At 73.2% G+C, this 12,262-nt stretch carries 11 protein-coding genes; 7 read left to right on the top strand and 4 right to left on the bottom strand.

Going from position 1 to position 12,262, the window contains the following annotated elements:
* Positions 1–12: 12 nt before the first annotated feature.
* Together FKD65_RS33225 and FKD65_RS33220 are read left to right on the top strand one after the other, a co-directional pair.
* Positions 13–828, top strand: coding sequence for a [LysW]-aminoadipate kinase (locus FKD65_RS33225; protein ID WP_141582292.1), 816 nt, complete (start codon positions 13–15; stop codon positions 826–828).
* A complete protein-coding gene (locus FKD65_RS33220) occupies positions 825–1,856 on the top strand; it encodes a M20/M25/M40 family metallo-hydrolase (protein WP_205718319.1) in 1,032 nt (343 codons plus the stop codon). Before FKD65_RS33225 ends, FKD65_RS33220 begins: the two co-directional genes overlap by 4 nt.
* Positions 1,857–1,931: 75 nt before the next feature.
* Here FKD65_RS33220 and FKD65_RS33215 read toward each other — a convergent pair whose 3' ends face one another.
* The 3 genes from FKD65_RS33215 to FKD65_RS33205 all read right to left on the bottom strand — a co-directional run bounded on the left by FKD65_RS33215 (position 1,932) and on the right by FKD65_RS33205 (position 4,379).
* Positions 1,932–2,765 carry a M23 family metallopeptidase gene (locus FKD65_RS33215; RefSeq protein ID WP_141582290.1) on the bottom strand — a complete coding sequence of 278 codons (834 nt, stop codon included), beginning with the start codon at positions 2,763–2,765 and terminating at the stop codon, positions 1,932–1,934.
* A 28-nt stretch (positions 2,766–2,793) separates the two neighbouring features.
* Positions 2,794–3,294: a helix-turn-helix transcriptional regulator gene (locus FKD65_RS33210; protein WP_141582288.1), complete on the bottom strand. Its 501-nt coding sequence runs from the start codon at positions 3,292–3,294 to the stop codon at positions 2,794–2,796.
* Positions 3,295–3,377: 83 nt separating this feature from the next.
* Positions 3,378–4,379 carry a patatin-like phospholipase family protein gene (locus FKD65_RS33205; RefSeq protein ID WP_141582286.1) on the bottom strand — a complete coding sequence of 334 codons (1,002 nt, stop codon included), beginning with the start codon at positions 4,377–4,379 and terminating at the stop codon, positions 3,378–3,380.
* Positions 4,380–4,844: 465 nt separating this feature from the next.
* Between FKD65_RS33205 and FKD65_RS33200 the strand changes: the two genes are divergently transcribed.
* The 5 genes from FKD65_RS33200 to FKD65_RS33180 all read left to right on the top strand — a co-directional run bounded on the left by FKD65_RS33200 (position 4,845) and on the right by FKD65_RS33180 (position 11,330).
* The gene (locus FKD65_RS33200; protein WP_141582283.1) at positions 4,845–6,218 is read left to right on the top strand and encodes an endo-1,4-beta-xylanase; all 1,374 of its coding nucleotides are present in this window, start codon (positions 4,845–4,847) and stop codon (positions 6,216–6,218) included.
* Positions 6,219–6,423: 205 nt separating this feature from the next.
* Complete coding sequence (locus FKD65_RS33195; RefSeq protein ID WP_141582281.1) at positions 6,424–7,476, top strand: glucose 1-dehydrogenase; 1,053 nt, start codon at positions 6,424–6,426, stop codon at positions 7,474–7,476.
* A gap of 103 nt (positions 7,477–7,579) precedes the next feature.
* On the top strand, positions 7,580–8,536 hold the full coding sequence (locus FKD65_RS33190; protein WP_141582279.1) for a DUF5954 family protein: 957 nt from the start codon (positions 7,580–7,582) through the stop codon (positions 8,534–8,536).
* A 119-nt stretch (positions 8,537–8,655) separates the two neighbouring features.
* Positions 8,656–9,948, top strand: coding sequence for a phosphodiester glycosidase family protein (locus FKD65_RS33185; protein ID WP_205718318.1), 1,293 nt, complete (start codon positions 8,656–8,658; stop codon positions 9,946–9,948).
* 107 nt (positions 9,949–10,055) lie between these two features.
* Positions 10,056–11,330, top strand: coding sequence for a PQQ-binding-like beta-propeller repeat protein (locus FKD65_RS33180; RefSeq protein ID WP_141582277.1), 1,275 nt, complete (start codon positions 10,056–10,058; stop codon positions 11,328–11,330).
* A 4-nt stretch (positions 11,331–11,334) separates the two neighbouring features.
* On the opposite strand, the gene FKD65_RS33175 is transcribed toward FKD65_RS33180, so the two are convergent.
* Complete coding sequence (locus tag FKD65_RS33175; RefSeq protein WP_141582274.1) at positions 11,335–12,108, bottom strand: NYN domain-containing protein; 774 nt, start codon at positions 12,106–12,108, stop codon at positions 11,335–11,337.
* Positions 12,109–12,262 lie beyond the last annotated feature (154 nt).

The following is a 12,262-nucleotide window of genomic DNA, read 5'->3' as shown; positions in this document are numbered from 1 at the left end:
GGCACCGGACCGATGGGCCCTCGTTCGACGGGAATCGTGGTGGTGAAGTGCGGCGGCGCGGTGCCCGCCGGGACGGTGTGCGCCGACCTCGCCGGGCTCGCGGGACGGGCGGTCCTCGTGCACGGCGGCGCCGCCGACGTCGACCGGCTCGCCGGTGACCTCGGCGTCCCCGCCCGCACCCTCGTCTCACCGAGCGGCGTGACCAGCAGGCACACCGACCCGGCCATGCTGGAGGTGCTCACGCTGGCGCTCGCCGGACGGGTCAAGCCGCGGCTGCTGCGCGCCCTGGCGGCGAGCGGCGTCCCGGCCGTGGGGCTGACGGGGCTGGACGGCGGCCTGCTGCGGGCGCGGCGCAAGCCCGCGCAGCGCACCGTGCGCGACGGCCGGACCGTCATCGTCCGCGACGACCACAGCGGGCGGCTCACCGGCGTCCGGCCCCGGGTGCTGAACGTGCTGGTCGGAGCCGGGTTCGTCCCGGTGGTGTCGCCGCCCGCGCTGGGCGAGGACGGCGCGCCGGTGAACGTGGACGCCGACCGGGTCGCGGCGGCGGTCGCGGGCGCGCTGCGCGCCGAGCGGCTGATCCTGCTGACCACGGCGCCGGGCGTGCTGCGCGACGCCGCCGACGAGGGCACCCTGCTCGACCGCTGCCCGCTCCCCCGCGAGGGACCCGTCCCGCACGCGGCGAGCGGCGGCATGCACCGCAAGCTCATCGCCTCCCGTGAGGCCCTGCTCGCCGGCGTCCCCCGGGTCTCGGTGGCGGACGGGCGGGTCCCCCGTCCGGTCACCGCGGCCCTGGGCGGCGCCGGCACGACACTGGAGATCATGTGAGCGCCCCCGTCGAACTGCTGCACGCCATGCTGTCGATCCCGTCGCCGTCCGGCCGGGAGGACGATCTGGCGCGCTACCTGGAGAAGGCCATGAACGACCTCGGCATGGCCGCGCGCCGCGACGAGGCCGGCAACGTGATCGGCGACATCGGCACCGGGCGGGGACCGGTGGTGATGCTGCTGAGCCACCTCGACACCGTCGACCGGCCGCTGCCGGCGCGGCGCGAGGGCGGCCGCCTGGTGGGCCGGGGCGCCGCGGACGCCAAGGGCCCGCTCGCCGCGATGATCAGCGCGGCGGCGGCCCGGCCCTCGTTCCCCGGCACGCTGCGGGTCGTGGGCGCGGTCGAGGAGGAGCGGCTGTCGCGGGGCGGCGAGCACCTGGCGCGCACCGTCCCCGCGCCGGACGCGCTGCTCGTCGGGGAGCCGAGCGGCTGGTCGCGGGTGGTGCTCGGCTACAAGGGCAAGATCGACGTCGAGTACCGGGTCGCCCGTCCCGCGACGCACTCCACCAACCCCGAGGCCAAGGCCACCGAGGTCGCGGTGGCGTTCTGGCACGACCTGCTGGAGGCGCTCGGCCCCGAGCGCGACCACGCCGCGTTCGGCCTGCCCGCCGCCACGCTGCGCGGCGTCCGCGGCGACCTCACCGAGGCGCGGCTCGACGTCGACTGCCGCGTCCCGGTCGGGTACGACGCGGAGGCCTTCGAGGCTCGGCTGCGCGCATGCGCGAACGGCGGCGAGGTCACCGTCGTCCGGCACGTCCCGGCGGTGCGGAGCGGACGGTCCGACCCGGTGGTGCGGGCGGTGACGGCCGCCATCCGGCGCCACGGGGGGACCCCGCGGCCCACCCTCAAGACGGGCACCTCCGACATGAACACCGTCGCGCCGCACTGGGACGTGCCCATGGCGACGTACGGGCCGGGCGACAGCTCGCTGGACCACTCCGACGAGGAGCACATCGAGATCGCCGAGTTCCTGAAGGGCGTCGACGTACTGACCACCGCACTCGACGAGCTGGCCGCCGTCCTCTGACGGGCCGCCCCGCCCGCGCGCCGACCGTCACAGGGGACGGCCGCGAGCGCGGACACCGGTCGCCGGCCGGCGGGGTCAGCGGGCCCGGGCGGGAACGGCGAGGGTGCAGGGGCGCAGGCCGCCGGGGACGCCGGTGCGGGCCTCGCCGCCGCTCTCGTAGGGCAGGGCGAACGGCAGTCCGGCGGCGGCCAGCGGGCGCGGGCGGTCCATCAGGTGGAAGTGCAGGTGCGGCTCGGAGGAGTTGCCGGAGTTGCCGACCTCGCCGAGGACGTCCCCCGCCCGGACCCGGTCGCCCTTGGAGACGCGCAGAGACCCGCGGCGCAGGTGGGCGAAGACCGCGTACACGCCGTCGCCGAGGTCCAGGACGACGGAGTTGCCGACGATGAACCTGCCCGCCGACAGCGTCAGCAGCGACAGCAGCTGGCGGAACACCACCCCCTCGACCAGCAGGTAGGCGACCCCCGGCAAGGAGTTGCGGCTCCAGTGGTCGCGCTGCCAGCCGCTCGCCTGGACGACGACGCCGTCGGCCGGTGCGAGGATGTCGCGTCCGAAGGACGGGAAGGTGTCGGGCCGGGCGGCGAGCGGCCAGCGCCGCGTGGCGCGCCACTCGCCCTCCGGGACGTGGACCAGGTCGATCGCGTAGGACTGGCCGAGCTCGTGGGTTCCGTGGCTGGGCACCTTGTCGGCGGGGCTGTTGACGGGGACCCAGCGTCCCTCGACCGGGCTGCGCAGGACGACCGGCCCCCGGCCCGGCGCGCCGCCGGGCACGAAGAACAGCACGAGCCCCGCCACGATGAGGGCCATCCCGAGGCCTCCCACCATGTCCACGCCGTGCAGGGACGTGCTGAAGGAAAGGGCCAGGCCCAGCAGGATGAACAGCGTCCGGAATCGTGCGAGTGTCCTGAACATCGCCCCTCCATGGGCTGTCGGTGTCGGGTCAGCGGCGGGTAGCCGCGAGCACGGTGAGGATCGGCACCACCCGTTCGCCGGGGACGGAGTAGCGCCCGCGACCCGTGGTGCGCAGCCAGCCGGCCGCGACGAGCTGGCGCAGGTGGTGGTAGAGCTGGCCGGTCGTGCCGAGGCTCTCCAGGCCGGCGAGCTCGGCGGCGGTGCGGGCGCCGTGCATGATCTCCCGGAGCAGCAGCAGCCGCACGGGGTGCGCGAGGGCCGAGAGCGCCTCCGCGGACTGCGACCAGTCGTCGGCCAGCAGGTCGCCGGCCGGGTGCCCCTGCTGCCATTCGTAGTGCTCGCCGGACGGGAGCGTGACCGAGCCCGTGAACAGCACCGCGCCGGGGCCGGCCGCCCGCTCCTTCAGGGCGTCCAGCGCCCAGAACGTGTCGGCCGGCTCCGGGGGCCCGGCTTCGGGGGCGGCCTCTTCGAGCGCGGCCACGCGCTCCTCCAGCCGCGCGACGCGCTCCGCCAGCGTCTCCTCGGTCACCTCTCCACTATTACGTAATTACGTAGACTTGACAAATCGGGCCGCTCGGCGGGAGGCGCGGCTCGGGCGGCGCGGGGCGCTGGTCAGTCGGAGGCGCGGGTCACCAGGCCGCGGTGCCGCGCCAGGTAGGCGCGGTGGTCCCAGCCGTCCAGGAAGCGCGCGGCCGCCTCCCGGCCCGCCTGGTAGAGGCGCTCGCGGGTCGCCGCGTCGAGGTGGAAGTCGGTCGCGAGCACGCCGCCGGTGCGGGCGAACATGGTGCGGGCCACGATGGCGGGCTCGTCCATCTGCACCCGGTCGTGCGCCTCCGCCATCGTCGAGACGAGCGCGCGCCCGTAGCCGAGGGGGCCGCGGACGGTGCGCCACTCCGGGTACACGCCCCCGGAGAGGGGACGGGGCGACAGCTTCACGCCGAAGGTCGGCCAGCGGGGTTCGCGGTCGTCCCGGTCGAAGATGGTGATCGGGTAGTTGGAGAGCATCCCGCCGTCGACCTGGACGCACCTGCGGCCGTCGCCCCGGCAGAGGCGGCGCGGCCGGAAGAACACCGGAATCGACGCCGAGGCGCGCACGGCGTCCGCGACGGACTGCTCGTCGGGGTCCAGGCCGTAGCGGTCGTAGTCCCACGGCAGGCGGACCATCCGCCCGCTGCTGATGTCGGAGACCACGACGACGAGCTTGTAGGCGTGCCGCGGCGGCAGCGCCGAGCCGGGGTCGTGCAGTTTCAACTGCCCGAACGTCTCGACCCCGCATTCCCTCAGGTGTGCCGCGATCCACTTGTGGAGGGCGTCGCCCCTGTAGAGGCCGAGCGTGGTGAGCAGGGAAAGGCCGCGGACGGCGGCGAAGCGCGAACCGTCCTGGAACGACCGGTAGTCGACCCCGCGCATGAGCTCGACCATCTCCGGGACCGGCATCCCGGCCGCCAGCAGCGACCCGATGAGCGCGCCGGCGGAGGTTCCGGCGACGCGGGCCGGCGCGCCGAGCCGGTATCCGCGCGCCTGCGTCTCGGCGATCGCGCCGACCAGCGCGATGCCCTTCACGCCGCCGCCCTCCAGCACGAGGTCGGCGCGCGGCTGAGCCGAAGAGTCCATCGATTCCCTTCCCCCGCGGCGCCGGACGGCGGCGCGGGCCGTTTTCCGGCCGGAATGGAAAACGGCTGACCGGCGAATGCGATCCGTTCGCCTCTCTCCTGGAAGATGCCCTCTCGATCTTTATTTCAATGTTCTGGGCGCGCAATTTTTCCGCATGTTCTCGGCGATCGATAAAAGCGGCGGCGGCGAGGTCCATCGCGATCGCCGGCGGGCCGGCCGGACCCGGGTCGGCGGACAGGAGACCCCTACGGCTCGAAAACTTTCGCAGGGTGAGCCCGGCTTCCGCTCGCCGATCACCTGCGCTGACCTTTGAAAGCTGGAACAGACGGTTGACGCGCGGATCCTCCGGAGTTAGTTTCCTGGCGGTCCCCGAAAAGGTATCGAAACTTTTCGGCACCTGCTCCCCGCCGGAAAGGCGGCCGAATGGACAGATCCACACGGACCTGGACAAGGAGGAATGACACCATGAGGAGAGCACTGACCGCGGTGCTCGGCGCCGGCGCGCTGCTCCTGGCGATGCTGGTGACCGTCGCGCTTCCCGCGTCGGCCGCGCCGGGCACGCTCAAGGAGGCCGCCGCGGCCACGGGCCGGGTCTTCGGCGCCGCCGCCGCCCAGGCCCACATGGGCGAGTCGGCGTACGTCTCCACGCTCGACCGCGAGTTCAACCAGCTCACGCCCGAGAACGAGATGAAGTGGGACACCACGGAGCCGTCAAGGAACTCGTTCAACTTCGGCCCCGCCGACCAGCTCGTGAGCCACGCGCAGGCGCAGGGCATGAAGATCCGCGGGCACACGCTCGTCTGGCACCAGCAGCTGCCGGGCTGGGCCGGCGGCATCTCGTCCCGCGACGACCTGCTGAGCGCCATGCGGAACCACATCGCGAAGGAGGCGGGCCACTTCGCGGGCAAGGTCGCCTACTGGGACGTGGTGAACGAGGCGTTCCAGGACGGCGGTTCGGGCGCCCGGCGAGACTCGGTGTTCCAGCGGGTCATCGGCGACGGCTACATCGAGGAGGCGTTCCGTGCGGCGCGCGCCGCCGACCCCACCGCCAAGCTCTGCTACAACGACTACAACATCGACGGCCAGAACGCGAAGAGCAATGCCGTCTACACCATGGTCAAGGACTTCAAGGCGCGCGGCGTCCCGATCGACTGCGTCGGCCTCCAGGCGCACCTGACGCTGGGGAACGTCCCGGCCGACATGCAGGCCAACATGCAGCGCTTCGCCGCGTTGGGCGTGGACGTCCACATCACCGAACTGGACATCCGCATGTCCACCCCGGCGGACGCCTCCAAGCTCGCCACCCAGGCGAACGACTACAAGAAAGTCGTCTCCGCCTGCCTCGCCGTGTCGCGCTGCACGGTCATCACCGTCTGGGGCATCACCGACAAGTACTCCTGGATCCCGGATGTGTTCCCCGGTGAAGGCGCCGCGCTCCTGTTCGACAACAACTACGCCAAGAAGCCCGCGTACGACGCGTCCCTCCAAGCCCTCGGCGGCCAGGACCCAGGCGACCCGGGCGATCCGGGCGACCCCGGCACCGTCACTTGCACCTACACCCGGACCGCGCAGTGGAACACGGGCTTCAACGGCCAGGTGACCATCACGGCCGGCGCCACCGCGATCGGCTCGTGGACGGTCGTCATGACGATGGGGTCGGGCCAGCAGATCACCACTCTCTGGAACGGCAACGCGACCACGACCGGCAACGTCGTCACGGTGAGGCCGGTCGCGTGGAACGGCAATCTCGCGCCCGGCGCGTCCGCGTCGTTCGGGTTCAGCGTCAACGCCTCCAACGGGAACCTGGCGGACCCGGCCATCTCCTGCGGCAGCCCCTGACCCGCTCGCGCCGACCCGCCCCCTTCCTCCGGCCTGGCGGCTCCATGCCGCCGTGCCGGACACGGCCTGACGACTCGCCACGAATACCCGCGCCCCGTACATACATCCCCCAGCGCGGGTAGAGGAGGAAGCCGGAGGAGCGAGGACGAAGGTGGGCTCCGCGGACCCCAGCGGATGCCGTGGATGTCATGGAAGGAGAAGCGCCATGCGCGCCTTGACCGTCCTGCCGGAGAAGCACGGCTCGCTGGCGGTGACGGACGTCCCCGACCCGGAGCCCGGGGAGGGCGACCTCCTGGTCGACGGGCTCGCCGTGGGGGTGTGCGGCACCGACAAGGAGATCGCGGCCGGGGACTACGGCTGGGCCCCGCCGGGACGCGACCGCCTCGTCATCGGGCACGAGTCGCTCGGCCGGGTGCGGCGCGCCCCGTCCGGCAGCGGCTTCTCCCCCGGCGACCTCGTCGTCGGCGTCGTGCGGCGGCCCGACCCGGAGCCCTGCGGGGCCTGCGCGCACGGCGAGTTCGACATGTGCCGCAACGGCCGGTACACCGAACGCGGCATCAAGGAGATCGACGGGTACGCGAGCCAGGCGTGGCGGGTCGAGGCCGACTACGCGGTCCGGCTGGACCCGCGGCTCGCCGAGGTGGGCGTGCTGATGGAGCCGACCACGGTCGTCGCGAAGGCGTGGGAGCAGGTCGAGAAGGTCGGCGCCCGGGCGTGGTTCGAGCCGCGCCGGGTCCTGGTGACCGGCGCGGGCCCGATCGGGCTGCTCGCGGCGATGCTCGGCGTGCAGCGGGGGCTGGAGGTCCACGTCCTCGACCGCGTGGCGGACGGGCCGAAGCCGCGGCTCGTCGCCGACCTCGGCGCGACCTACCACCGGGGCGGCATCGAGGAGGCCGTCGCCGGCGCGGAGCCGGACGTGGTGATCGAGGCGACCGGCGCGTCCCGCATGGTGTTCGGCGCGATGGCGCACAACGCCTCGTACGGCATCGTGTGCCTGACCGGCGTGTCCTCGGCCGGGCGGCCCCTGGAGGTGGACGCGGGGGACCTGAACCGGCAGATCGTGCTGGAGAACGACGCGGTGATCGGGTCGGTCAACGCCAACCTGCGGCACTACGCCGCCGCCGCGGACGCCCTCGCCCGTGCCGACCTGGACTGGCTCGGCCGGCTGATCTCGCGCCGCGTCCCGCTGGAGCGCTTCGCCGAGGCCTTCACCCCCCATCCGGACGATGTGAAAGTCGTCGTCACCCTCACCGAATAACCCGTCGAATAAATACCTCAAATACCAACAATCCTCAATCTTTCCGGCGTTCGAATACGGGAAAAGCCGTGCGGGCGATGCCGCATCCGGCCAGTATGCGGGCATGACGTTCCCGCTGATGCACGGGTACGACCACATCAACGTGGCGGCGCGGCTCGACCCGGTCGCGGACGTCCGCGACCGGGAACTCGGTGAGCGGATGCTGCGGTACCCGAAGATCTTCCCCGCCGGATCCCCCGAATTCGGCTATGCGGTGCAATTCACGAAAGAATGGCGAATCGCGTCGCTGGGCGCGGACGGCCCGGCCACCGCCCGCTACAGCCTCGCGATGGACCTGCGCACCGCCGCCGCGAAGGAGGCCGACGCCGCAACCGTCCAGGCGATGCTCTCGGCGGCCGGCCGGCTCGACCCCGAGGAGGGCGAGCAGCTCGCCAAGGACGAGTGGGAGATCGGCGACCGCCGCTACCGCGTCGTCCGGGTGGAGAAGTTCATCCTGCTCGGCGACCGGGTGATGGAGCCGCCCCGGTCCACCGACGCCGACCTCGCCGCGAACGGCCTGCTCCGCGACCACCTGATCGACCCGTCGGCGCCGTGCGGCCAGTGGGAGGCGCAGCTCCGGCTGAACCTCGTCGGGCGGCTGCCGGTGCCCGGCACCGTCCCCGACATGGTCCGCACGGAGGCGCGGCACGCGATCCAGACGCATCCCGGGGTCGTGCTGCTCCCGCCCGCCTTCATCGCCGTGGAGGTCGACGGCGAGGCCTGGGCCCCGCTCACCGGCGGCGACGACCCGGAGGAGGCCCGCGACCGGCTCGCCCGCCACTTCACCGACCTCATGCCGAGGCTCCGCGAGTTCCAGGGCGACCCCCCGTCGCCCGCCGAACTCGCCGAGTGGGCCGCGATAGCCGACGGCATCAGGGCGACGCCGGGCCACCACTTCACCGTCCGGGGCCGCGACTTCCGCACCGTCCGCGTCTGCCGGATGCTCCGCCTCGGCCGCGACGGCCCCGAGGCCCCCCGTCCCTCCGACCAGGACCGCTACGGCCTCCCCACCTTCGGCTGACCGTCCGGTTCCGGTGCGCGTCGCGCGATCTTCCACGGGTGTCCACCTCCGGCTCCTTGCCTTTCGCCGCGCGCGAGTCATGATCGAAAAGCAGGGGAGCCGGGTGGAAGGGCGGGTGGATGGTGCGCGGGTGGGTGGCCGGTTGGGCGGTGGTGGTCGTGGTGGTCGGGTTCGGCGGGGTTTCCGCGCGGGCCGGGGTGGGGCCGCCGCCCGGGGTCGACGGGGCCGGGTCGGGCGAGCGGCCCGACGGGCGGGTGCGGAGCGCGTCTTCGGCCGGGATCGGGGAGGTGCGGTTCGGCTCCCCTGAGCAGCTCGCGTCCGGGGTGACGTTCCGGACGTTCGAGACTTCCGGGGCCGGTGGGCCGGTCGCCGGGGATCTGCTGGACGTCGACCTTCGCAAGGCGGAGGTCGGGCTCCTGCGGCCTCCCGTGGTCGCCGCGCGGCGCACCGTCTCGGCGATGGCGGACGCGCGGCACGCCGTGGCCGGGGTGAACGGCGACTTCTTCAACATCAGCGAGACCCATCCCGGGGTGGCGCCCACCGGGTCGTCGTCCGGGCCGGAGGTCGACGGCGGGCGTCCGCTCAAGGGGGCCGTGCCGGACGGGCAGCGGTTCGGTCCCGCGCTGCCGCCCGGCACGTCCACCGAGGACGTCATCGGGGTGGGCGACGACAGGCGCGGGCATGTGGCGCGCCTGCGCCTGACCGGGACCGTCCGCTCCGGGGGGACGTCCATCGCGCTGCGCGGTCTCAACCAGTACGCGCTCCCGGTCGGCGGCGTCGGGGCGTTCGGCCCCGAATGGGGCGAGGTGTCGCGGCAGCGCGCGGTGTGCGGGACCGACCTGGTGCGGAGCGACCCGTGCAGCACGAACACCGCCGAGGCGACCGTGCGGAAGGGGGTGGTGACGGGGGTCTCGGGCGCGGTGGGCGGCGGCGCGATCCCGTCCGGCACGACCGTGCTCGTGGGTCGGGAGGAGGGCGCCGACGCGCTGCGCCGGCTCAAGGTCGGCGACCGGGTCCAGGTCTCCTACCGCTTCGCCGGTCCGGTCGGCTTCCGGTTCGCGGTGGGCGGGTTCCCGATCCTGCGGGACGGCAGGCCGCTGGACGGCCTGGGCACCGCCGGCCCGGCACCGCGCACCGCTGCGGGGGTGAGCCACGACGGTCGGCACGTCTACCTCGTGGTGGTGGACGGCAGGTCGGAGCGCAGCGGCGGGGTGACCATCCCCGAACTGGCGTCCCTCCTGGACGAGGCGGGCGCCGACGACGCCGTGAACCTCGACGGCGGCGGCTCGTCGACGTTCGTCGCGCGGTCCCCGGGCGAGACCTCGGTGACCGTCCGCAACACTCCTTCGGACGGAACGGAACGCGCGGTCGCCAACGGGATCGGCGCCTTCGCGACCGCCTCCCGCCCCTGAGAGCTCCCTGACGGCCATCCCGGCCGCCTGGGGAGCGGGTCATCAGAGCCCGCCCCTCGGCGCGGGGCCGATTGCGGACATGGAGGACGGGTCTGGACAATGTCCGGATGGTCTACCCCCGCACCAGCGCGATCGTCGTCACCGTCGTGCTCCTGATGGGCGCGGCGTGGGCCTGCACCTCCGTCGCGTCGCCGAAGCTCCCGGCCCGCGCGGGCCCGCCCCCGGCCTGGACGCTCTCCGCGCCGACCGGCGAGAACACCACGTCCGTCGTCGGGCGGGTCGCGGTCATCGCCAACGACCGGGCGGTCCTCGGCGTCGACGCCGGGTCCGGCCGGGAGCTGTGGCGGGTGCCGTCCGGCGAGGACGACGAGGTCGACGTGGCGGGCACCCTGATCGTGCACCGGCGGAAGACCTCCGCAGGCGAGGTGGACATGGTCCGGTTCGCCGTCGTCGATCCGGCGAACGGGCGGACGCTCTGGCAGGGCGGCCCGGTCCGGGAGGCACGGGTCACCCGGGACGCCGTCCTCACCACCGTCTGCGACTCGGGGGCCGACTGCGAGATCACGCGGAGGGATCTGCGCACCGGGAGGGTCCGGTGGAAGCTCCAGGGCGACGAGGTGTGGCTGGCGGACACGGCCGTCGGAGTGCGCCGGCCCCTCGTCCCGGACACCGACCGGGTCTTCCCCTCCCGCCGGGGCGACGACCGTCCCCCGCCGCCTCCCCGGAGGGAGGGGAGCGGCTGGTACACGGTGGTGGTCGGGCGGAGCCTGATCACCACCGACCACGACCCCCCGTCCGGTGACGAGAACTGCACCGTCACCGTCACCGCGGCCAAGGCTGGGGCCGCCCACCGCGAGTGGACCCGGAAGGTCTACGCGGGGCGGCGGGCCGACGGCGGGTGCGAGAAGCGGCTCGCCCCGTCCAGCACCGGCCTCGACCTGATCGGCGACGGGCGCCGGATCGCGGCGTCCACCGAGGCCGGCAGGCCGCAGGTCTTCGATCTCGCCTCGGGACGGACGGTCTGGCGCGGCGGCGCCCCGGGCGTCCCGATCGACGGTGACGAGCACACGCTCCTGGTCCGCGAGCACGCCGACACCGGCGCGCTCTCCCTGCTGGACTTCGCCACCGGACGCGTCCTGTGGAAGGCACCCGACACCGGCCTGTCGACGGATTCCGCCAGCTGGCAGACCGCCGTCACGCGGCGGCGCATCGCCGTCAGCGGAGCAGAGGACGACCACCCGTTCGTCCTCGTCTACGACGCCGCCACAGGCCGGCGCCTCGGCCGGTTCCCAGGATGGCTGCAAGGGCTCGGGGACGACTGGGTCGCGATAGGCCACGACGCCAAGACGAACACGCTCACCTACGACTTCATCCGCGTCTGAGGGGCTAGGAGCCCGCCTTCTTGTCCTGGTTGCGCTTGTCGCGGACATAGATGGTGTTCGCCTCGCCGGGACCACGCCGGTCCAGGACGAACAGCGTCGTCGCGGCGATCAGCTCGCTGAGCTTGGTGTAGCCGTAGTTGCGCGAGTCGAACTCGGGACGCTGCTTGGTGATGATCTGGCCGACGGGCCCCAGGGCGGCCCAGCCGTCCTCGTCGGACGCCGCCTCCACGGCGTTGCGGAGCAGGTTGACGAGCGCGGTGTCCTGCTTCAGTTTGGCGGCCGAGGTGGGAGGCGCCGGCTTGAGCGTCGCGGCGGTCGGGGTGATGGGGCTCTGGTCGTACAGCAGGTTCTCGATGTAGATGAACTTGTCGCACGCCGCCACGAAGGGCTTGGGCGTCTTGCGTTCGCCGAACCCGTACACGGTCAGGCCGGACTCGCGGATGCGCGCGGCCAGGCGGGTGAAGTCGCTGTCGCTGGAGACGATGCAGAAACCGTCGAAGCGGTCGGAGTACAGCAGGTCCATCGCGTCGATCACCATCGCCGCGTCGGTGGCGTTCTTGCCCCTGGTGTAGGCGAACTGCTGGACCGGCTGGATCGACTGGTCGAGCAGGTGCTCCTTCCAGCCCCGCAGGCTGGACCCGGTCCAGTCGCCGTAGGCGCGCTTGACGTGCGCGGTGCCGTACTTCGCGACCTCGGCGAGCAACGCCTCGACGTTCGCGGGCTGGGCGTTGTCGGCGTCGATGAGCACCGCCAGCCTGTCAGTGTTCTCGCTGACCACACGCCCCTCCCACGAATCCCGAGCCACTCCCCTGAGCCAGGTCACTTTGCCACACGTCGCGTGCAGCGCGCTTGACCCACACCGAGAGGGCCCAGCCCCATTATCCAACCGCGACCCCATCGGGTCGGAGACGCGCGCCCACGGCAACACCCGG

Source organism: Actinomadura sp. WMMA1423 (assembly GCF_006547145.1).
Classification (GTDB): domain Bacteria; phylum Actinomycetota; class Actinomycetes; order Streptosporangiales; family Streptosporangiaceae; genus Spirillospora.
This window is presented reverse-complemented; position numbering and strand designations above follow the sequence as displayed.

Bases quoted from the DNA above. Each gene is read 5' to 3' on its own strand.
- FKD65_RS33225 (WP_141582292.1), top strand. From the start codon at position 13: ATGGGCCCTCGTTCGACGGGAATCGTGGTGGTGAAGTGCGGCGGCGCG.
- FKD65_RS33215 (WP_141582290.1), bottom strand. From the start codon at position 2,765: ATGTTCAGGACACTCGCACGATTCCGGACGCTGTTCATCCTGCTGGGC.
- FKD65_RS33205 (WP_141582286.1), bottom strand. From the start codon at position 4,379: ATGGACTCTTCGGCTCAGCCGCGCGCCGACCTCGTGCTGGAGGGCGGC.
- FKD65_RS33200 (WP_141582283.1), top strand. From the start codon at position 4,845: ATGAGGAGAGCACTGACCGCGGTGCTCGGCGCCGGCGCGCTGCTCCTG.
- FKD65_RS33195 (WP_141582281.1), top strand. From the start codon at position 6,424: ATGCGCGCCTTGACCGTCCTGCCGGAGAAGCACGGCTCGCTGGCGGTG.
- FKD65_RS33190 (WP_141582279.1), top strand. From the start codon at position 7,580: ATGACGTTCCCGCTGATGCACGGGTACGACCACATCAACGTGGCGGCG.
- FKD65_RS33185 (WP_205718318.1), top strand. From the start codon at position 8,656: ATGGTGCGCGGGTGGGTGGCCGGTTGGGCGGTGGTGGTCGTGGTGGTC.
- FKD65_RS33180 (WP_141582277.1), top strand. From the start codon at position 10,056: ATGGTCTACCCCCGCACCAGCGCGATCGTCGTCACCGTCGTGCTCCTG.